Below are 19,436 nucleotides of genomic sequence, written 5' to 3' on the forward strand. Positions count from 1 at the left end.
CGCGCGCGGTAGATGGCGGAGCCGAACTGGAGTGATTTCCGGATCATTCTCGCACTGAGTAAGGGTGGGTCGGTAACAGGGGCCGCGAAACTTCTCGGGGTTGATGCCTCAACTATCAGCCGCCGCCTTGCTACGGCCGAAGAGGTTTTTGGCGCACCGCTGATTATCCGGGGTGGCGGCAAGTTCCAGTTCACCGCCGAAGGCCGCGCTGTGCTTGATGCAGCAGAGGACATGGATGCCAAGATCAGCGCAACATCGAATTCCGTGCGCTCGATGCGTGAAAAGCCTGTTGGAACCGTGCGGATTGCCTGTGTCCAAACCGCTGTGCATCTGTTGCGTTCGTTTGCAAATGAGATCGCCGAAGCTTTTCCGGGGCTAGGAGTCGAAGTAATCAGTTCTAAGGCGAGCATGGATCTCGCAAAGGGCGAAGCGGATATCGCGGTGAGAACCATTCCTCCGACTGATCCTGGCCTCGTTATCGCCCACACATTCACCTGGGGAAGCTGTCTTTATGCATCGAAAGAATACCTTTCGACATTCGGACGTCCGAAATCACACGAAGAGCTTCGTCATCATCGGCTCGTCCTCTGTGGGACCACACTGTTACAAACCAGAGCGTTTGGATGGATTGAGCAGTTCGCTGACCCGGACAAGCCGGCAACACGTGTGGAAAACTCGGACTCTGCCCGGACGATCATCGAACAAGGCGAGGGAATTGGCCAACTTTTCTGCCTGGTCGGAGACGCCAGCCAAAGCCTCGAGCGCGTCTTTCCTGATCCATTCGACCAGATGAACAGCTGGGTGCTGTATCATGAGTCTGCACGCGGGTCGGCCAAAGTGCGTGCGGTTCTTGATGCGCTGGTGCCGTATTTGCGCGAGCGGACCGCACGTCTTTCGGGAACCTGACTAGAGATCCCTGGATTCAATTGTTTGACGTTGTATCCGCAGAGGTCTCTGCAGGTTCATCTGATGTGATCCAGTAACGTGGATCGTTGTCGTGTAAAGTAATGACGGGTTCTGAAATAACTCCAGCCGATGTCATCGCGTTTCGCACGACAGGATCATTGACAAAGGCCAAAGCGGCCTCTTCGCTGGTCCATTCGAAAATAGCGAGAACTGTCGCAGGTGGCCCGTCCATGGTCAGAATCTGAAACTGCAATTCGCCCGCGCTTTGTCGTACGGATAAGCCGCTATCGAACACATCGCGCCATGCTTCAAGATCGGCAACGTCATGTTGGACGATCATCCAGGCTGTGTCAGTAGGTGTTTGTGAGGTGACAGGCTGAAATGTGGCGAGCGTGACGAGCGCAGCAAGTAGAAGTCGCGTCATGGTTAAATCCTTTATGAAGCGTATGTCTTTGAAATCGGTAAGCGCGCCTTTTCAGTCGGCGGGCTCTTCATCAAAATTGTCCCAAAACTCTTCGCGCCCGTTGCTGCGCGGGAACGGCGCTTGCGGGACAGGGACGTTCAGGAAATCGCACAAGGGCGCCCAGCCATCAGATGGTGTGAAAACGAGCAGGCGATCGGCGGGTACGAGTTCGCGCACCAGACGATTGTTGCGCCGGTAAGCCGTCAGCGCCATCTCCTTGTCCGGTAGGCCCCCAAATGTATCGTCGATGTAAAACGGCGTGAGTTTGATAAAGATGTCCTGAATGTGCTGCGGCATGTTCTGGGTCAGACGCTGATGATTTGCCCAGACCTTCAGCACTGTTTTGCTGAAACTGGCCCACCAATCCTCCTCTGGTCGTTCAGTGTGCAGAACCTTGGCATCTGGAAAGGCGTGGATTGTCTGCTGCCAGACGCGGCCACCGGGAAAATCGACCTGAGACTCGTAGCGATCGAAGACAGCGTCCCATGCGACGGGCTCGCAACGCGCAACCTCGACCCATTTTGCCACCTGGGCCGGGTTCGCAAAGAGTTCCATCATGTGATGACACGGACCAAAGCCTAAGGTTTCGAGTGCCGTTTTGGAGGACAAGGTGCCGGTGCGGCTCATTCCGGTTCCGATGATCTTGAGGGCCATTGAAATTTCCTTTCCTGTTTCGCGGTCCATTTGCTGTCATGAGGCCGCAGGGGATCGGTCGGTGACGGGTCAAACAACCGTCACCGAAGATTGCTGTTGGCTTTTCATTTCAGCGATGATTAGAGCTTACCAAAGCGGCTGTGCCCGCGCGCCAGAGAAGATCGCAAAGACCGATTGCAAAAATGCCTGCTGCTCTTGCGACCAAACCGAACTTGTTCAGGTATCAGTCGGCTCTCCGCCAAAATGAGCCCAGAACTCGTCACGAGCATGGCTGCGTGGAAAGTCCCCATCAGGTATATCGACTTCAAGGAAACGGCAGAGCGGTTCCCATCCATCGGTCGGCGTGAAGACGAGCAATCTGTCCGCTGGAATGGTATCGCGAACCTTTTCATTGTTGTGCCGATATGCCTTGATCGCACTGTCCTTATCTGTGCCGCCGATCAGATCCTGCACGATGATCTTGTCCATCGTCTCAAAAATCGCGGCGATGGGCGGGGGCAGATCGAGCTGTGTCCGATGTTGCCAGAACTTGTTAATCGTACCGGAATAGCTAGCCCACCAATCTTCTTCGGGGCGCTCGTTATGCAGGATCTTGGCATCCGGGAATGCAATAGACAGCTGGTGCCAAACGGTGGCACCGGGGAAGTCGACCTGCGCGCCGTAGCCAGCAAAGACATCTGCCCAATCAACCTCTGCGCCGTCAGCATATGCGTCCCAGTATGCGGGTTGGTTCGGATTGCCCATGATTTCGGTCATGTGGTGGCAAGGGCCAAAACCCAGCTGTTCGAGCGCGAGCTTGGTGGACATAGTGCCGGTGCGGCCAAAGCCCGATCCGATGACTTTCAATGACATTTGCTATTCTCCTTCGCTTGTTTGAGCGCGTTGCATCTGGCAAAGGTTGTTGAGCAGAATTCAGCAGAAACCTACCGAAACGATTTCATGCATCATGAACGATATTCAGCTCAGCCGCCTCGACCTCAATTTACTCGTGACTTTCGAGGCGCTTATGACCGAGGGCAGTGTCGCAAAGGCGGCTGAACGGCTTAACAAAACGCCATCGGCGGTCAGCCATGCGCTGGCCCGATTGCGCGAACAAGTAGGTGATCCGCTCATGGTAAAGGTCGGCGGCAAGATGCAGCCGTCGCCCTTTGCGGAAAGCTTGATCGAGGATGTACGTCCGATCTTGCGGAGCATTCAAAGGGTGATAACCCCGCCGAAACCTTTCGACCCAGCGACCAGCACGCGCACTTTTCGAATTGCTGTACCGGCAATCACATCCCTCATTGCTGAAGTTTTTTCGCGCATCAATAAAGAGGCCCCGGGCGTGTCACTTGAATGGGTGAACTTGGGGCCGGATCTCTACACATCAGTGGCAGATGAGCAGATCGACCTTGCGTTGCTTGGTGCCGACAAGACGTTGCCCGAAGGTCTGATGGAACAGAAAATGCCGACACTGCAGCGGTATACCTTTATGCGTGGTGACCACCCGGCGGCGGCAAACTGGACTAGGCAAGCCTGGCTTGACTGGCCCCACGTCATGGTAGGCATGTCCAATGCTGCGCGCCAAACTGTAGAAGATCGCGTCGCACGTGATGGCATGGAGCGCCGGATCGGGGCGCATCTTCCCGAGTTCTCTGGTGTCGCGCCGCTTCTTGCCCGCACGAACATGCTCGGCACCACAGTGCCCTTGTTTATGGCCGACGATATGAAGACCTACGGGCTGATCGCCAAGCGTCCGCCGGTCGATCTGCCAGATATCACCTTTCGCTTCTTTTGGAGTGCGCGCCTGTCGCAGGACCCCGGGGGCAAATGGTTACGATCAACCGTGATCAATGCATATGAACATGTCCATGAGATAGCTTTGAACGCTTTGGGTGCCAACGCTTCCAAAAGAGGAGATCGGTAAGCGATGGCAAACCCGAATTGGACCCACTTCCGTGTGGTCCTCGCATTGAAAAATGAAGGGTCTGTATCCGGTGCTGCGCGCCTTCTTGGTGTGGATACATCGACCGTAAGCCGTCGGTTGGCCGCCGCTGAGCAGGCTTTTGGGACACCTCTCGTCATAAGGGGCGGGGGTGAATTTACCTTCACCCCCGAAGGCTTGGTCATTGCTGACGCCGCAAAGCAAATGGATGCGGTCGTCAATGACGCCCGGATCAATGTGAGCGCGATGCGCCAGCAACCAACCGGCACAGTAAAGATCGCTTGCGTCCCCACTGCGGCCCACGTCCTGCGGCCTTTGGTTCACCAAATCGCCGAGGCATTTGAGGGTCTGTATGTTGACCTCATTAGTTCCATCTCAGCCTTCGACCTTGCAAAAGGCGAGGCAGATATTGCTGTGCGTACGCGCGAGCCCAAGGATCCGGCGCTCGTCGTCGCCTATTCATTCACTTGGGGACGCGCTTTTTATGGATCAAAGACTTACTTTGAGAAACACGGTCGCCCAAACAAACCCGACGATTTGCGCGAACACACACTTGTACGGATCGGCACCGGGAACTCTCCTTCAAAAGCATCGGCTTTCATCGATCGGTTAGACAATCCTGACCGCCCAAGCATCCGCGTGGAAAACACTGACTCTGCTCAGATGATGATCGAGCAGGGCGCTGGCATCGGCTCTCTCTTTTGCGCACTTGCCGATACGAATCCAAACATCGAACGGGTCTTTCCCGAACCGTTCGATCAAGTTGAATCCTGGGTCCTCTATCACGAGTCCGCCCGCGGCTCTCAACGGGTGCGGATCGTCTTGGATGCCTTGGTTGCGTTCCTCAAAGATAACCACGCCTTACTGACCGGTTTGCCTTAAGGTGCTATCGGGTTCGCATGCCTTGATGAGCTGCATGATATTTTGGTGCCACGACGCTTTTAGACCCACACTTTGGGACAATCTGCAAACAGCCCCATTCAAGAAGTCCATTTCGGTTTTGCGTCCTGCCTCAAGATCTTGGAACATGGATGAATGATGGCCGACCGCGCGAGGAAAGATGATAGGGCTCAACACCTCGTCTACATAGTGTCTTCCGTTGTCAGCTGGTCGGTAATCATATGCTGCTGCATACGCCGACAGCGTTTCATCGGCGAGGCCGATGATCACATCCCGCGAATGAGAGTTTTGCAAGAGGTCGCCATAACTTTTCTTTGTGATGGCACCGGTTGGGTTCATGCAGCTGTTGAAGAGGAGTTTGAACAAGATGGTCTCCCGGATGGCGTCATCCAGAGCCATTGGGACAAACCCACTTTCAGCGATATCCAGCAAGTTTCGGATTGGCCCCGTATTGTCGCCTAGCAGAGGGCCACAAAAGATCGGGCTCGATTGAGCTGTGATCTCCATGCGCCCAAGGTCGTGACGCTCCATTCCGATCATCATCGCGCTGGAATAGACGGGTGTATTCGGGCCAAGAACCTGTCGCACAATCTCTTCGGAGCCCATACCGTTCTAAAGAAGCAGGACGGGCGGACAGGTGCCTGCAGCGGCAAATGGCTTGAGCGCAACCTCGACATCGTAGGCCTTTGTCGTGAGGATCAGTATGTCGCTCTTCAGCACCTCGTTGGACGGGTCAGCCGCATCGCAAAGCGTGATCATTTCAGGCGGGGCTGTATAGTCCCCGAGGAGACCAGACACAGTGATTGGCGTCTGGCTTAGGGCCTCAAGTGCGTTCTGGCGAACCAATAGAGAAACGCGCGCGCCGGCGGTTACAAAGCTCGTTGCGAGGCAAAGACCAACAGAGCCACCCCCAAAGACCGCAACATGGTAATCTGACATCCGCTCAGACCTTTCTGGAAATCCGGCTGTATCGATCCGCATCCAAGGCGCATCGTTCGCGACAGGTGGAAAAACGCATCGCCGCTAACCCTAGCTTTCAACCCCGACTAGGCGGGCAGAACTGCAGGCATCCCTGACTGCTTTCAAACCTTGATATGTTTCACCGTTATAGAACTCTTCCCAATTGGCTAGCGATGGAAATTCAAGCAACACAATCCGGCGAGGCTCCCAATCGCCCTCATAAATCCGGTGCTCCCCGCCCCGCGAAAGATATTTTGCCCCTGCTTTCTCGAGGGCCGGTTTCACACCAAGCATGAACTCTTGGTACTGTTCCACGTCGTAAATTTCGACGTCAAAGATGACATATGCTGGCATGGTTGCCCCTTTTGAGAATAGTCATGAATAAGAATAATTTACGCTAAGGTTACTCTATTTCGTCGGAAAGCTGAATGACCGTTTTAGCGCCGTAGGCCGCAGGGTAGATGAAGTCTCGCTACAAATGCGAGCCAATGCTGCATTAGCAATAGCCGCAACTGCAAAAGTCCGTTTTGTCCCGCATAGCGGGCCTAGGGTTGGGGTCTCGCGTTGTTGCACTGTCGCAAGTCCGCTTGGAGCCCATACCTACCAAATGCTGCTGCTCGCACCAATGGCGGCCAAGCTGCAGAAGCTGACATGAGCGCAGTCAAAGCTGATCAATAACTATCGCTCGATTGGGCAAAGCGAACTCCGGAGGCGCTCCAAAAAAACGCTCCGCCTGCACACTCTCAGCATCAAATCACTCGGGGAGCCCGGCAAGGCGCATCGCCGCCGCAACACGGTCGACCCCTAATCCATTCACGATCAGCAAACGTTCGTGAAGATTGGAGATCCGTGTGTCTGGTGCCTTGGCCAAGACTGTTCGTATGACGTCGGCGGCCTCATCAATACGCTCGTCCTCGACGAGGCAAAGAGCCAATGTCGCGCGACCGGGCGTAAACATCGGGTTTGCATCGACAGCACGACGTGCGTTGTCGACAGCTTCTTTCGACTGACCAGCTGCCAACTTGGCAACCGCAAGCACGCATTCCGGGATATGACGCAGGGGGTCGAAGGGGCTGAGCCGAAGTGATTGCGCCGCATCTACCGCACCTTTTTCCGGGTTGCCCAGAATAGTCATAACGAGCGAGCGGCAGATAAGCGCAAGCGCTGAATTTGGTGACAGGTCAAGAGCACGCGACAGCATTGTTGCAGCCACTTCGTGCTGGTTATCCAGGGCGCTTACCGCCATTGCAGCGAACGAAAGCGGCGTTGCGTCATCAGTTCGTCCTGCTGCGACTGCTTCAGCGTGGTGCAAAGAGGCCAACCGATCCCGCGGATCGCGCCCACCCCAAAGATATCTCTGTTGGCGACAAAACGCAGCCACGCCGTGCGCTTCGGCGTAGTCGGGGTCTATTGTGATCGCCTCGTCGAGCAGCTTTAGCGCCCTGTCTCGGGCCTCTTGCGTGAACCTGTACGCCTGATCGAGTGCCCTGAGGTACAGGTCATACGCACTGAGGTTCTCTTGTCGGTTGCGCTTCGCCCGATCTATCTCGGCCTGCTTCAAAGAGGGCTCCACAGCCGCGACAATGCCAGCAGTTACCTCGTCCTGGAGATCGAATATGTCATCGAGACGACCCGTAAACGTCTCGCCCCAAAGCTGTGCACCAGACCCGGTGTCGATCATCTTGGCGGAAATTCTCACGCTATTGGCTGCCTTGCGTACGCTGCCTTCAACGACATAGCCGACAGAGAGGTCCTGGCCGATGCGGCGGACATCCATGGCCTTATCCTTAAAGGCGAATGCAGAGCTGCGCGAAATCACAGTTAACCAACGCATACGTGCGAGGCCAGTCGTCAATTCCTCCACGATACCATCGGCGAAATAGTCTTGCTCTGGATCGGCCGACATGTTGGTAAAGGGAAGAACGGCAATGCAAGGCTTAACCGATGGCACTGATGCAGTCGCGGCCCTGTCATGTTCCAAATGTAGAGCCGTCTTCGTGGCCGCGTAAATAGCGTAGACCCTCATGGGATCTGCAATGTTCTTGAGTTCGTGTTCGCCAAGGTCACTTATCTCAACTTCGAGGCGTGACCTGACTTGGCGATACGCGTCTTCTGACATGCAGATTGCGCTTGGCGCCGCGAAGGCTTCCAGTCTGGCGGCGATGTTGACGCCGTCGCCCATCAAATCGCCGTCGCCTTCTTCGATCACGTCCCCGAGGTGGACGCCGACGCGGTACTCGATCCGGTGGGCCTGATCGACCGAGCCGTTGCGCTCTCGCATCGCATCTTGCAATGCGACAGCGCAACGAACCGCTTGGACCACGCTGCGAAATTCAACAAGGACGCCGTCACCCGTTCGTTTCACGAGACGCCCGTGGTGCAAAGAAATGGTCGGGTCGACGATGCCCAAATTGATCTCACGCAACTCTGACAGAGTTCGCTCTTCGTTGTTGCCGACCAGCCGACTGAAGCCGACGATGTCGGCGACCAGGATCGCAGCAAGTTTTCGGTGTTCGGTCATCGGCTGTTTCCAAGGAGAAGTTCATCTATGGTTGAAAGAGGACGACGGCACAATGGCAGGCGACCTGAAAGGATTCCATGACGTCTTGAACACGCTACAATTTTTGTGCGGCGCAAAGACTACCTGTACCGAAACGCCCATCAAGTCGCGGAGCGGCAGCCAGCAGTTCTTGGTCTTGTGGCCTTGCAGCTTGTTCCAGGCGTTCAATCGCTGGGATTGCTCGCGTGATGGCAACGCGAGGACAAAGTCGCCATTGGCGTCGCCGCAGCGAAAGCCCGCTTCGTCCGCAGTCTGTGAGTACGAGCATCCCCAAAATTTGCGCATGCAGCGAATGTCGGCAAAGTGGATTGCGACCGCAGAATTTGAAGTCCGTACTCAAGGTCGGCTTAGGGCCGTCCACGATGGCGTCAAGACTTCCCTTTCTGCGGATGCTGCACTGGCTCCGGTGGCGGCAACGGGCCCTTACTACCAGATGCTGCGGCGTGCCCGAACGGCAGCTTTCTGAACGGCCCGCTAAATGTATCGCGGAGTTGAGCAAGTGCCGGTCTCCCATTCTGACTACCATGCCTTGACATACAACCATTGCCTTAGCTTTTGCGTACGGCGTACGGAAACCGAAGAAGCGCGGAAGATACCGCGCTTCAAACTGTCTCAGCTGTCTTGCCGTTTGCATCAATCGTTGTCAGCGCCCACGATTTTCTTGCCACCCTTGTAAACGAGCTTGCCGGCTCCGACAGCGCCTTTGGCAACGACTTTGGTGGTGCCTGCAGCAACACCTACTGTGTTGTCGATGGCTTGGTCGGTTGTACAGCCTGCAACGGCCACAGCAGCGGCGATGAAGGATACGAAGGCAGCTTTGCGAACGGTGAACAGTTTCATTTCCAGGTCTCCTTGTCCCAACAAAGAAGGTTTCAGTTTCAAGCGTGGAAGTTGAGATCGCGGGTCTTACGCGTTGGGACGTTCGTCCCGGCAGGCCTTTGGCGGAATGCCGTGTTGGCCTGATCAACTTCCACAGCCGGGTATCTAAGGGGTTCCGAACGGTAAGGAAAACGAATAAGAATAATGGTTGAAGGCAGAAATACTCAAGGATGCCCTGTATGGATATCGCTTTGATCCGCACGTTCTTGGAAGTTGCGGCCACGGGATCCTTCGTGAATGCGAGCGAACGGCTGTTTGTCACACAATCCGCTGTCAGCTTGCGTGTGCAACGGCTTGAGGACTCCTTGGGAAAGCCTCTTTTCGTTCGATCAAAAGCCGGTGCAGAACTCACACCTGCCGGGCGCGAGTTCGAACGCTATGCACTTTCGCTCATCAAGATTTGGGAAGAAGCCCGCCAGCAGGTGGGCGTTCCCCAAGGGTATACCAAGTCGCTGAGCGTCGCCGCACAGTATTCACTGTGGCCGCGCCTTGGCTTTCGTTGGATCGACAACATGCAGGCCGAGATGCCGACGCTGAATGTCAGGGCGGAGCTGGGCATGCCCGACCGGATCATGCGTTTCCTGATCGAGGGCGTGGTGCAAATTGGCCTTATGTACAGCCCACAATTGCGCCCAGGGCTTACAGCTCAAAAGGTCATGGACGAGGAATTGGTCCTTGCGTCATCCTTTGCGGGTTCCCTTGACGACATCCGCGACCGATATGTCTTTGTTGACTGGGGGCCGGAGTTTGTACACGCGCATGCGCTTGAATTGCCCGACTTGACCAATCCCGGCCTCACACTGTCTCTGGGAGCCATGGCAGCGGACTATGTGGTCGTTCGTCAAGCCGCGGCATACCTGCCTGCACGATACATCAAACGCTATCTGGATGAGGGCCGATTGCACCTCGTTCCGGATGCGCCGATCTTTCCATACCCGATCTGGTCAATCTGGCGGGACGATCTGGACCCAGCCATTCGCCGCGTGGCGCAAGACAGCCTGACAGTCATACGCGATCAGATCGACAGCGAGCAAAGCCAGGTAATGGCGGACCTCGTAGACATCAGTGCAGGAGATGCGCTTGAAATCCTTGGAGATGTTGACGAGACTTAAGCATTAGTAATTCTCACGCTATACCTAATTATTTTGAATTTCTCTTACGCTTAGGCCGCCTCTATCTACCGCTCAGCAGATGATGCTCCCGTTCCAACCGGACGGGTCACTCTTTGTTGGGAAAGGATAGACCCATGCAAAAACGTAACACTTTGATCGCGTCCGTTCTGGCGCTTTTGGTTGCTGCCCCTGGTGTGTTCGCGCAAGGCGCTCTTGTTGGCGTTGATGACCTTGATGATCGGATCGACGACATCCAAGAGGATGTCAGCGATGACCTGACCCAAGCCGACCGCCGCGATCGTTCCATCAACCAATATGCCCAAGGCTGGGCCGGTAGCTTCTCGCTTGGTTTCTCGGCAACTTCGGGCAACACCGACACTGCAGACTTGGACTTTGCGGGTCGCCTGCGCTACGGCAACGGCCCTTGGAACCATACTATCGGTTTCGCGGGTGAGTTCTCGGAAGACAACGATGTTCGCAACAAGGAAGAGATCTTCGCGACCTACGATGTAAACCGTTACCTGAGCGACGATTTCTACATCTTCGGCCTTGCTTCGGTCCGTTACGACGATTTTGACAGCAACCGTTGGGATGCGTTTCTTGGCTTTGGTCCGGGCTACCGCGTGATCAACGACGAACGTCAAACGTGGCGCGTCCAAGCAGGTCCTGGCGTGCGCTATATCGAAGATCAGAACGGTGTCGATCAGACTGATATCGCTGGGATCGCATCCTCGCGCTACTTCTTTTCGATGACAGACACTGTGTCGTTTTCGATCGATACAGATGTTCTGTTCTCGGACGAAGACACGGTCGTGACCAACGACATGGGTGTGAACTTCAAGATGACAGACCGCCTGTCAACGCGGGTGTCATACCGTACCGATTGGGACAGCGACCCGCTGCCCGGTTTGTCGAGCACCGACAACTCGTTCGGCGTCTCCCTCATCTACGGCTTCTGAGGAAGTCTGACCAACCCTCGGTCAACTTGGGGGCGGAGTGATCCGCCCCTCTTTTTTTAGCCAAAGCTGAATGGAGGACAAGCTATGGGCACCGTGGAACAATTGAACAAAACAGAGAGTGGGTTCGCCGAAGTCTTGACCACACAAGCAACCGGCGAGGTCTATGGGCACCGTTTGCGCGGCGCGGCACCGGGTCCGCAACTGGTTGTGGCTGGCATGTGCGCGTCGGCAGAGATTGTTTTCGACCGGCTGCTGCAGATACCGACATTGCCTTGGATGAAAGGCAACCTGCTGCTGATCCAGCTGAACAAGCTCGATAATCTGCAGTTCGATCTGGCGACACTGCCACCCCTTGGGATCATCGACCGGACACTCGTTCTGCCGTGGGACAGTTCTGATGAAACGGATGTCATAGCAGCACGCCGCAACTATCACCTTGTTCTACGTACCTGCGCCGAGCTTGGAATGATCCAAGGCCGTGGCGTCGCCTCTGCGCGTTCAGAGGAGGGGTGAGATGATCGCTCAGCGTTCCATGAATGAAGCCGTCATTGCTGCGGGATCTATTGCCGACAGCCATCCAAGCGCGGTCGCGATGCAACTCATCGAACGAGGTGGTGCGGCCCGCGTGGTCGGGCGTGAACTGCTCGTCGCGCAGCGGATGATCGAAGAAGGTCATGCTTTGCACGGCTGGTTTGTGGGCAGGTCGCTCGCCAAGACGGTGTCACACGTCTAGGATTTACCAAACATTAACTCTGAAGCCTTCTGGTTGAGAAGAAATCAACCTGGGGATTCGGAAATGCGTGACCAAGACTGGATTGTTGAAGTTTGCGAGGACTTGAAGAAGAAGCACGCCCAAAAACACCACCTAACCTTGTTCCCTGAGTGTTTCCGTACTTAACAAAAAGGACGGAAAACATGATTCAATTTCTTTATCGCGACCAATTGGCATCCAAGCCGGTCTTGGCGCATTCAATGTTCTTTGACCGTGGGGTGCAGTTCAAAACCCGTCTGGGTTGGAATGTGAACGTCAACGCGTCGGGCGAAGAGCGAGATCAGTATGACTTGCTCAACCCTTTGTACGTCATTGTAACTGACGATAACGGCAGGCATGAAGCTTCAATGCGCGTGCTGCCGACAACGGGCGAAACCATGTTGAATGACTATTTCATGGACATCGTTGACGGCGTTTCCATCAAAAGCCCTGCTATTTGGGAGTGCACGCGCTTTTGCATCTCATCAGGTGCCCGACCACATTCAGCAGCCAAACTCATGGCCGCTGGCGGCAAGGTGATGCAGTGCTTTCGCATCGAGCACTTTGTCGGTGTCTTCGACCGTCAGATGCTACCTGTGTACCGCCTGCTTGGAGCCGTTCCAACAGTGGTCGGATGGTCCCAAGGAGACACTAACAGGGTCGGCGTTGGCCTGTGGGAGTACTCTCACGATGGCTACGAAAACATGCTGGATCGATGTGGTCTTTCCACAGTTGAGATGGAACTATTTGTCGCGAACTCTGGACTGTTTGATACGGAAACAGAAGACAAGCTCACCGTTGCTGCTTGAGGCATGGTTGGACGGCGCCAAAGCCGTCCACCTCCTACCATCCAAGTTCGGACCGACCGCGCAGACAGCACCACTGACATTTCCCGCTTCATTGGGGCAGGATATGGCGATTTCACCAGCAATAGGCACCATAAGATTAAAGTTATGAATTTTCCTGCATGCGGGCCGCTCGTTTGGCGGCTAAGCACAGTGCTTTTTCACCCATGCCATGAACTTGGCGTAGAGGATGAGGCGGACTATACCGTTTTGTTCTTTGCTGACATCATGCACGACGGCCGCGATGAAGCGATGCGCAATCTGCCCGCGCGCCTATTATTCAGCGGCAATAAGCCAGTGTTCGTTGTCGGGGCTGACCAATATGAACTCGCCAGTGAACGAGGCTATCGCAACTTCTGGAATATCTACCACCGCCCGCCTGAAAAGGCGCATCGTCATTATTTACTTGAGCGGCGCGACAGCTTGCTGCCCATGGACGATCAGAAGTTCAAGGGCGCATTCTATACTCCGCTGCATATTGTTGACAAAGCCTATGACCAGTTGACTTCGTCCTTGGGAAAGAACTGGCAAAAGAAATATATCGTATGGGACATGTGCGCGGGTGTCGGTAATCTGGAGGCCAAGCACTCCAACCTGCGCAATGTTTACATGTCCACACTGGATCAAGAGGACGTGACGATCATGCGCAGCAATCCGGCTTTCGCAGGGGCCGAGATTTTTCAGTATGACTATTTGAACGACGATGTGGATGATTTTGGGCAGATTGATTACGACCTGTCCGGTAAGCTGCCACCAGCGCTGAGACAATCGATTGCCGATGCACGCGATCGCAAGAAGGGTGCAAAGCCCATTCTGGTGCTGATCAATCCGCCCTATGCAGAAAGCGGGTCAGGAACTGCAAAAGGTAGCGAGAACAAAATCGGTGTTGAAAAAACTCGTATCAATGGATGGATGCGCGAACTGAATCTTGGCTTCGCCAGCAAAGAACTTTTTGCTCAATTTTTAGTTCGTATTCGGCAAGAACTACCTCGGTCGAAACTAGCGATGTTTAGCACGCTCAAATACATTAATTCTCCAAACTTCGACTGTTTAGAAACGTCTGGCAGGCAAAATATCTTGATGGTTTTATTGTTCATAGCCATGCATTTGACGGACTAAAAGGGAATTTCCCAATTGGCTTCTTGATCTGGGATCAGTCCACTCAGGCAGTAATTCGCAATGTGACCGCGAACGCGTTGGACCGGACCGGTGCTTTGGTCGCTGAGAAGACATTTGCGGCCCGTGCAAAGAGTTCACTTTTAAACGCTTGGATTTCGCCCCCTAAGGCGCAGGGTGATCCGGCGCTCCCTTTGTCAAATGCTCTTACAGTATCCAACAATCCGCGCCAAAAGCTGTGGTGCAATGGGGCGGTTGGTTTTCTCTTTGCTGGGAACAACGATTTGCAGAATGCGTCGACGGGAACCTGTCTTACGTCTTCGATATATACGGGAAGAAACGGAGGTGGCGTATGGATACTCTCAGACAATCTCGAGCGCGCGGCTGTTGTTTTTTCGGTCCGTCGCCTCATCAAGCCGACATGGCTCAACGATCGGGATCAGTTCCTGCAACCCGCGCAGCCTATGACGGATGCGTTCAAATCTGACTGCCTCGTTTGGATGCTGTTCAACGGCAGTAACCTGACCGCAGGCGCCGACGGGCTGCGCTGGGAAGATCAGGATTGGTCGCTCACCAATCATTTTATTCCTTTCACCGAGAGTCAGATCGGCGTGAATGCACGGTTTGAGAGTGATTTCATGGTGCGCCACATGGACGAAATGACCTTCTCGCCCGAGGCGAAGGCAGTGCTCGATGAAGGCCGCAAGCTGTTCCAACGGTTCCATGGCATCAGCTTCCCCAACAAGATCAGGCTGGAATTCAAATTGGGCCGCGCAGATGCAGGTTGGTATCAGGTCCGCCGCGCACTGGAAGCCTATGACGATACAGAACTAACAGACTTCGATCCTTTCAAAGCCGCATATGCCGCCTTGACGACAAAGCTGCGCCCGCAGGTGTTCGAGCTTGGATTTTTGCCGAGCTAGGTGGGTTTTGGTAGCCGATGTTGCGATCAGCATGCTGAAAACTAGCTAGTCGGATCTATCGATTTAGCATGGTCGAAAGTCTGCATTGTGGCGACGATCCAATTGGGTTCGCATCTGCAGCGAAAGTCCGCTCCGTCCGCCCGACCTACCGGAGCTTATCGGTCCCAGCAGGACGAAACGAACGTCGGCTACGGGCTGGCACCAGCCGTTTACGCCAATCTCAACCGTGCCACCCGGCCTGCCTCGCTTGAGCTCCGCAAAGGCTCCGCTCAGCAGGCCTTGACCGCAACCATATCAACAGAAAGGAATAGGAACGGATTCTACACCTAAACGGCCCGGATGAGGGGGCTGCGTCATATAGTGTGGGTCGCAAAGCAACGGCTAACCCGTTCTTTGTTTCGTTTTTGCGCTTTCCTGTACGTCTAATTTTACAAGCGTTAGGTGCTTCTTTGTTGGACCGAGTGTGCAATCGAGTCCAATTTCGGCTTGCGCAACCTTCGCTGTTTTCAAAGCGGCTTCTGCGACCGCCTCCATACCAACGTCCGTTGCGTAACGGGCGATGTCTTTGCAGACTGGGACTATCCAAAAGTGTTCCTTCATCACATACCTCTATTTTTGGGCGAGCTACCGTTAGTCAATGCACCTTAGAGGTGTAATGATTAAACTTTAGTAAACCGAACTGTTTACAGCGGCATAATTTCAAACATTGGGTTTGGCTATACTTGGCTGTCATCCTTGATTTGTACTCTCGGCGTGTCATTGGCTGGGCAGTGAGTAATCGTTTGAAGCGGGATCTGGCGATCCGAGCGTTGAAGATGGCGGTCGCACTGCGGCAATCGCCTAAGGGTTGCATCCATCATACGGACCGCGGGCCGCAATACTGCTCACATGACTACCAGAAGATATTGCGCCAGTACGGGTTCAAGGGCTCGATGAGCGGCAAAGGCAATTGTTACGACAATTCCGCTGTCGAGACCTTTTTCAAAACGATCAAAGCAGAGCTGATATGGCGAAGGTCGTGGCGAACCAGACGGCAGGCTGAAGCGGCCATTTTCCAGTACATCAATGGCTTCTACAATCCACGGCGCCGACACTCAGCACTGGGCTGGAAAAGCCGCGCCGCATTCGAACGGAAAGTAGCCTAAACGAGCACTTGGGGCGGCACTAAAGCGTCACAGGTCCAGTGCTTCTCGGTACGCTTAATCATCTCCGGACCAAAGTTTTGGACCAGCGATAAACTGTCGACCGATCGACGGTGATATCGCGCTCTGCCCGGAGATCGACCACATTCTAGTAGGATAGAGGGAAACGCAGGTACCAACGCACGGCACATAATATGATCTCGCGCGGGAAGAGGTGATGCTTGAACGGGGATTTAGGCGGCATGTTCAACCTTAAAAACGCGAAAATGACCAAGCCAACGGACTAATGCAACAGTCCCACCGCGGAACATGTTGACAAGTCTTAAGAAAACCGAAACCCAAACAGGCCTACTCAACATCTGCGTGCACTCTGGGTAGCTGATTGCTTGGAACACCTCGCGCAACGGTCTCTGATACACATTTCGTAAACGCTCTTTTGCCAGTATTGCCTATCGATGAGGCGAATCGGACTAAAACAGTTATGCATATTCCATTGACCCGCAATGAGATCGCAGGGTTTCTCGAGATCAACACCATGCAAGTGGATCTATTGTCAGCAACAGGTCGTCTCCAAAAATCCTTGAGCTGTCCACTTCGGATCTCGACAGAGTTCACCTACAGCACCGTCTATGACGTGCTGGAATTTGCGTTATCGGCAGGTCATTTGCCCGTTACCTTGGCCCGTGAAACTGCGGCACTTTGGGTTGCGCAAATGGCTGAGGCTGACGAATGGGACACCTATGTTAGAGCCAGCACGGTGCGGCGCATTGAAATGCTCATCGAATTGGCAAGGGACGACGGTTTGGATGTCATGACGCCCAATCACGAAAAGGTGGCCACCTCCCTTATTCTGTCACAAATGGCACTGATCTCATCGGCTTCCGAGATAAAAGCCGTCAGCTGATGAGGCGCATATCCCAATCGCCTACGTTAGGGGCAGGACTTCGGTAACGGGGGCGTCCCAGTCAAGCGCTTTCGCTCAAAACAATTGATCCGCCATAGCGGTTCCTTTGTTTCTTTTGGTGCCTGCCCTGGCTTCCGTCGTGGCTTTCGGCTGAGATCCTTGGGGTACATGCTTCGGTTCGTGGTCAGCGCGGCGGCTGCCAACATGATGTTGTTCGATATAATTCCGATGTGCCCATCTCATAGGCGTGCTTGACTTGGGTCAGCGACAGTCCAGACCACGGCATCATCGGAACCACATCCCTGCGGGACTTCGAAAGCCTACTATTAAGTAGGCAAACGGTGGGATGTTATCCTGTCAGACAAGGTTCGGTGCAGCATCCGACTTGAAGGTTGTGCCATCGACCCAAATCCGATGAAGAATGACCGCGATGCGGCGTGCGAGAGCGACCATCGCGATTTTGCGGCCACGCCGCTGTACGAGTTGGGCTCCCCATGTTCTCAGCCAGGTCGATCGGCCACGGTTCATCATGACGGTTGCCGCCTGGCACAATGCTCGCCTCAGATTGACGTCACCAGCTTTGGTGATGCCGCCTGACACGTCCCGTTCACCGGACTGGTTGCGTGAGGGCGTCAGACCAACCCAGGGGCCGACCCGCTTTGAAGAGCGAAAGCGGCTCGGGTCATCGATGGCTGTCCGGAAGGTCAATGCCACAACTGCACCGATCCCAGGCATTGTCATTAAGCGATGACAAACCGGATCATCCTGGGCGAGCTGGCGTACCTGTTTGTCAAGCGCTGCCAGTTCCTGTCGCAACGATGCTCTGGCCCGCAGCATCGGTTCTGTCGCGGTTTCCAGCATCAGATTGCCATCTGCCAATTCCCGAATTCGTGTCTCAAACCTACCGCGGGAGATCGCACCGACCTTGAGTCCAAAATTCCGCAGCAGTCCGCGCAACGACATTTCCAGAGTGATCATGTTCTGCTGGGTAGCCTTTCGGGCGCCGAGAACCGCTCGGGTTTCCTGAGCAGAGACGGATTTACAGTGGCCCGGTCGGAACCAGCGGAGATGAAGAAGGCGTGCAATCCCTTCTGCATCGCGTCGATCCGTCTTGATCGGCATCGCCTTCAGCGCTCCTTTCACCTGCCGCGTTTCCATGAGTACTGCATCAAGGCCAGCTTCGGTCAGCCCTCGGCGCAGCCATTGCGACAGTGGCCCAGCTTCCAGGCCAATTGCTCCGATGCAGCCATCAAGTTTGTCCAACCAGCGCGCCAGAGCTACCGGTTCACTTTGAGTCTCTGCATTTTTTACGATCTGGCCACGCTCGCCGACCACACACACAGCGGTCTTCGCCAACGACACATCCAATCCAATAAACAACCGTCCTCCATATGGGTTCAATACGGGCATGGCGACAACTCAACATTGATCTGGCAAGTGCCAGAGGCAGTGCGTGACGCAGGCCCCGTTACAGCATCTCATAACCAATAAATGACGGTAGCTGCGAGCGCGATTGCTGAGAGAAAGACGTTCGGACAGCGGTCGTAGCGTGTTGCGGCCCGTCGCCAGTCTTTCAGCCTGCCGAACATAATCTCGATCCTGTTGCGTCGTTTGTAGCGGCGCTTGTCGTATTTGACTGTCTTCTAGCGCTGCTTTCGCACAGGGATGCAGGCGCGTAACCCTTTGTCTTTCAATGCTTCTCTAAACCAGTCGGCGTCGTAGCCACGATCTCCGAGCAGCCATTCCACCTTTGGCAAACTGCCCACCAACGCGCGGACCCCGATGTAATCGCTGACTTGTTCTGCCGCAACGAAGAGGTTCAGTGGTCGGAATTTGCTGTCGCAGATGGAGTGTAGCTTTGTGTTCATGCCGCCTTTGGTTCGACCGATCAGGCGTCTACGCCGCCCTTTTTGACGCCCATGCTGGTCGCCGTTCGGTGGGCCTTGAGATAGGTTGCATCGATCATGACGGTCTTCTCTTCGCCGTGATCGGCTGCCAGTCCCATCAGCATCTTGGCGAAGATGCCCTTATGGCTCCACCGATTCCACCGATTGTACAGCGTCTTATGCGGACTATAAGCAGCGGGTGCGTCACGCCACCGTAAGCCATTGCGATTTAAAAAGATAATCCCACTCAAAACGCGCCTGTCATCAACGCGAAGTTTGCCGTGGGACTTCGGGAAGAAGGGCTCAAGGCGCGCCATCTGCGCATCTGTCGGCCAGAAAAGATCAGACATGTTCACCGCTCGTTTTTCGAACCGTGAATCACGCTGTCAGGCGAAAATCAATGGGTCCTGACCCTAGGGGGCAGGTCACTGCTTCGCCTTGCTTGATGATGAACGCCTTTTGCGCGTCCGCGAATTTGGATGCTTTCATCGTCATCCGCTCCTCTCCCAGCCAAAGGAAATCTAGCGGAAAACTCTAGCCGGAAACGAGGAC

20 protein-coding genes and 2 pseudogenes are annotated in these 19,436 nt (G+C 54.7%); 12 read left to right on the forward strand and 10 right to left on the reverse strand.

What is annotated here, in order from left to right:
- Positions 1-12: 12 nt before the first annotated feature.
- A complete protein-coding gene (locus tag ACERHN_RS00650; RefSeq protein ID WP_415919059.1) occupies positions 13-906 on the forward strand; it encodes a LysR family transcriptional regulator in 894 nt (297 codons plus the stop codon).
- Between the two features lie 16 nt (positions 907-922).
- Here ACERHN_RS00650 and ACERHN_RS00655 read toward each other — a convergent pair whose 3' ends face one another.
- The 3 genes from ACERHN_RS00655 to ACERHN_RS00665 all read right to left on the reverse strand — a co-directional run bounded on the left by ACERHN_RS00655 (position 923) and on the right by ACERHN_RS00665 (position 2,875).
- The gene (locus ACERHN_RS00655) at positions 923-1,330 is read right to left on the reverse strand and encodes a hypothetical protein (RefSeq protein WP_415919060.1); all 408 of its coding nucleotides are present in this window, start codon (positions 1,328-1,330) and stop codon (positions 923-925) included.
- Positions 1,331-1,381: 51 nt separating this feature from the next.
- Entirely contained in the window at positions 1,382-2,023 is a 642-nt protein-coding gene (locus ACERHN_RS00660) for a sulfotransferase family protein (protein WP_415919061.1), read from the reverse strand.
- 216 nt (positions 2,024-2,239) lie between these two features.
- The gene (locus ACERHN_RS00665) at positions 2,240-2,875 is read right to left on the reverse strand and encodes a sulfotransferase family protein (protein WP_415919062.1); all 636 of its coding nucleotides are present in this window, start codon (positions 2,873-2,875) and stop codon (positions 2,240-2,242) included.
- 94 nt (positions 2,876-2,969) lie between these two features.
- Here ACERHN_RS00665 and ACERHN_RS00670 point away from each other — a divergent pair, with 94 nt between their 5' ends.
- Both ACERHN_RS00670 and ACERHN_RS00675 read left to right on the forward strand, forming a co-directional pair.
- Positions 2,970-3,929 carry a LysR family transcriptional regulator gene (locus ACERHN_RS00670; protein WP_415919063.1) on the forward strand — a complete coding sequence of 320 codons (960 nt, stop codon included), beginning with the start codon at positions 2,970-2,972 and terminating at the stop codon, positions 3,927-3,929.
- Positions 3,930-3,932: 3 nt separating this feature from the next.
- Positions 3,933-4,829 (forward strand): LysR family transcriptional regulator, encoded by an 897-nt coding sequence (locus ACERHN_RS00675; RefSeq protein WP_415919064.1) that lies wholly within the window; start codon positions 3,933-3,935, stop codon positions 4,827-4,829.
- Here ACERHN_RS00675 and ACERHN_RS00680 read toward each other — a convergent pair.
- From ACERHN_RS00680 to ACERHN_RS00700, 5 genes are all read right to left on the reverse strand, one after another.
- Complete coding sequence (locus ACERHN_RS00680) at positions 4,809-5,453, reverse strand: ketopantoate reductase family protein (protein WP_415918832.1); 645 nt, start codon at positions 5,451-5,453, stop codon at positions 4,809-4,811. The two genes, ACERHN_RS00675 and ACERHN_RS00680, sit on opposite strands and share 21 nt — an antisense overlap.
- Before the next feature lie 6 nt (positions 5,454-5,459).
- Positions 5,460-5,828, reverse strand: a complete 369-nt coding sequence (locus ACERHN_RS00685) for a 2-dehydropantoate 2-reductase N-terminal domain-containing protein (RefSeq protein WP_415918833.1) — start codon at positions 5,826-5,828, stop codon at positions 5,460-5,462.
- A 48-nt stretch (positions 5,829-5,876) separates the two neighbouring features.
- Entirely contained in the window at positions 5,877-6,161 is a 285-nt protein-coding gene (locus ACERHN_RS00690; RefSeq protein WP_415918834.1) for a DUF1330 domain-containing protein, read from the reverse strand.
- A 400-nt stretch (positions 6,162-6,561) separates the two neighbouring features.
- Complete coding sequence (locus ACERHN_RS00695) at positions 6,562-8,328, reverse strand: adenylate/guanylate cyclase domain-containing protein (RefSeq protein ID WP_415918835.1); 1,767 nt, start codon at positions 8,326-8,328, stop codon at positions 6,562-6,564.
- A 672-nt stretch (positions 8,329-9,000) separates the two neighbouring features.
- The gene (locus ACERHN_RS00700; RefSeq protein ID WP_415918836.1) at positions 9,001-9,207 is read right to left on the reverse strand and encodes a hypothetical protein; all 207 of its coding nucleotides are present in this window, start codon (positions 9,205-9,207) and stop codon (positions 9,001-9,003) included.
- 218 nt (positions 9,208-9,425) lie between these two features.
- Between ACERHN_RS00700 and ACERHN_RS00705 the strand changes: the two genes are divergently transcribed.
- The 9 genes and pseudogenes from ACERHN_RS00705 (at position 9,426) to ACERHN_RS00745 (ending at position 16,998) form a co-directional block, all read left to right on the forward strand.
- Positions 9,426-10,358, forward strand: a complete 933-nt coding sequence (locus ACERHN_RS00705) for a LysR family transcriptional regulator (RefSeq protein ID WP_415918837.1) — start codon at positions 9,426-9,428, stop codon at positions 10,356-10,358.
- A gap of 134 nt (positions 10,359-10,492) precedes the next feature.
- Positions 10,493-11,317, forward strand: a complete 825-nt coding sequence (locus ACERHN_RS00710) for a YdiY family protein (RefSeq protein ID WP_415918838.1) — start codon at positions 10,493-10,495, stop codon at positions 11,315-11,317.
- Between the two features lie 84 nt (positions 11,318-11,401).
- Positions 11,402-11,830 carry a hypothetical protein gene (locus ACERHN_RS00715; RefSeq protein WP_415918839.1) on the forward strand — a complete coding sequence of 143 codons (429 nt, stop codon included), beginning with the start codon at positions 11,402-11,404 and terminating at the stop codon, positions 11,828-11,830.
- A gap of 1 nt (position 11,831) precedes the next feature.
- Positions 11,832-12,050 (forward strand): hypothetical protein, encoded by a 219-nt coding sequence (locus ACERHN_RS00720; RefSeq protein WP_415918840.1) that lies wholly within the window; start codon positions 11,832-11,834, stop codon positions 12,048-12,050.
- A gap of 182 nt (positions 12,051-12,232) precedes the next feature.
- Positions 12,233-12,877: an acyl-homoserine-lactone synthase gene (locus tag ACERHN_RS00725; RefSeq protein ID WP_415918841.1), complete on the forward strand. Its 645-nt coding sequence runs from the start codon at positions 12,233-12,235 to the stop codon at positions 12,875-12,877.
- A 144-nt stretch (positions 12,878-13,021) separates the two neighbouring features.
- On the forward strand, positions 13,022-14,032 hold the full coding sequence (locus ACERHN_RS00730; RefSeq protein WP_415918842.1) for a hypothetical protein: 1,011 nt from the start codon (positions 13,022-13,024) through the stop codon (positions 14,030-14,032).
- Between the two features lie 23 nt (positions 14,033-14,055).
- Positions 14,056-14,952, forward strand: coding sequence for a hypothetical protein (locus ACERHN_RS00735; RefSeq protein ID WP_415918843.1), 897 nt, complete (start codon positions 14,056-14,058; stop codon positions 14,950-14,952).
- Between the two features lie 713 nt (positions 14,953-15,665).
- Positions 15,666-16,097: pseudogene (locus ACERHN_RS00740) on the forward strand (IS3 family transposase); the annotation flags it as partial.
- 478 nt (positions 16,098-16,575) lie between these two features.
- Positions 16,576-16,998 carry a hypothetical protein gene (locus ACERHN_RS00745; protein WP_415918844.1) on the forward strand — a complete coding sequence of 141 codons (423 nt, stop codon included), beginning with the start codon at positions 16,576-16,578 and terminating at the stop codon, positions 16,996-16,998.
- A 357-nt stretch (positions 16,999-17,355) separates the two neighbouring features.
- Here ACERHN_RS00745 and ACERHN_RS00750 read toward each other — a convergent pair whose 3' ends face one another.
- Both ACERHN_RS00750 and ACERHN_RS00755 read right to left on the reverse strand, forming a co-directional pair.
- Entirely contained in the window at positions 17,356-18,408 is a 1,053-nt protein-coding gene (locus ACERHN_RS00750) for an IS110 family transposase (RefSeq protein ID WP_415918845.1), read from the reverse strand.
- A 68-nt stretch (positions 18,409-18,476) separates the two neighbouring features.
- Positions 18,477-19,234 (reverse strand): annotated as a pseudogene (locus tag ACERHN_RS00755) (IS5 family transposase).
- Between the last annotated feature and the right edge of the window lie 202 nt (positions 19,235-19,436).

The organism is Tateyamaria rhodophyticola (assembly GCF_047777875.1).
Taxonomy (GTDB): domain Bacteria; phylum Pseudomonadota; class Alphaproteobacteria; order Rhodobacterales; family Rhodobacteraceae; genus Tateyamaria.

Bases quoted from the DNA above. Each gene is read 5' to 3' on its own strand.
- ACERHN_RS00725 (WP_415918841.1), top strand. From the start codon at position 12,233: ATGATTCAATTTCTTTATCGCGACCAATTGGCATCCAAGCCGGTCTTG.
- ACERHN_RS00685 (WP_415918833.1), bottom strand. From the start codon at position 5,828: ATGCGGATCGATACAGCCGGATTTCCAGAAAGGTCTGAGCGGATGTCA.
- ACERHN_RS00675 (WP_415919064.1), top strand. From the start codon at position 3,933: ATGGCAAACCCGAATTGGACCCACTTCCGTGTGGTCCTCGCATTGAAA.
- ACERHN_RS00715 (WP_415918839.1), top strand. From the start codon at position 11,402: ATGGGCACCGTGGAACAATTGAACAAAACAGAGAGTGGGTTCGCCGAA.
- ACERHN_RS00745 (WP_415918844.1), top strand. From the start codon at position 16,576: ATGCATATTCCATTGACCCGCAATGAGATCGCAGGGTTTCTCGAGATC.
- ACERHN_RS00650 (WP_415919059.1), top strand. From the start codon at position 13: ATGGCGGAGCCGAACTGGAGTGATTTCCGGATCATTCTCGCACTGAGT.
- ACERHN_RS00665 (WP_415919062.1), bottom strand. From the start codon at position 2,875: ATGTCATTGAAAGTCATCGGATCGGGCTTTGGCCGCACCGGCACTATG.
- ACERHN_RS00710 (WP_415918838.1), top strand. From the start codon at position 10,493: ATGCAAAAACGTAACACTTTGATCGCGTCCGTTCTGGCGCTTTTGGTT.
- ACERHN_RS00655 (WP_415919060.1), bottom strand. From the start codon at position 1,330: ATGACGCGACTTCTACTTGCTGCGCTCGTCACGCTCGCCACATTTCAG.
- ACERHN_RS00705 (WP_415918837.1), top strand. From the start codon at position 9,426: ATGGATATCGCTTTGATCCGCACGTTCTTGGAAGTTGCGGCCACGGGA.
- ACERHN_RS00695 (WP_415918835.1), bottom strand. From the start codon at position 8,328: ATGACCGAACACCGAAAACTTGCTGCGATCCTGGTCGCCGACATCGTC.
- ACERHN_RS00660 (WP_415919061.1), bottom strand. From the start codon at position 2,023: ATGGCCCTCAAGATCATCGGAACCGGAATGAGCCGCACCGGCACCTTG.
- ACERHN_RS00720 (WP_415918840.1), top strand. From the start codon at position 11,832: ATGATCGCTCAGCGTTCCATGAATGAAGCCGTCATTGCTGCGGGATCT.
- ACERHN_RS00730 (WP_415918842.1), top strand. From the start codon at position 13,022: ATGAATTTTCCTGCATGCGGGCCGCTCGTTTGGCGGCTAAGCACAGTG.
- ACERHN_RS00750 (WP_415918845.1), bottom strand. From the start codon at position 18,408: ATGCCCGTATTGAACCCATATGGAGGACGGTTGTTTATTGGATTGGAT.
- ACERHN_RS00690 (WP_415918834.1), bottom strand. From the start codon at position 6,161: ATGCCAGCATATGTCATCTTTGACGTCGAAATTTACGACGTGGAACAG.
- ACERHN_RS00670 (WP_415919063.1), top strand. From the start codon at position 2,970: ATGAACGATATTCAGCTCAGCCGCCTCGACCTCAATTTACTCGTGACT.
- ACERHN_RS00680 (WP_415918832.1), bottom strand. From the start codon at position 5,453: ATGGGCTCCGAAGAGATTGTGCGACAGGTTCTTGGCCCGAATACACCC.
- ACERHN_RS00700 (WP_415918836.1), bottom strand. From the start codon at position 9,207: ATGAAACTGTTCACCGTTCGCAAAGCTGCCTTCGTATCCTTCATCGCC.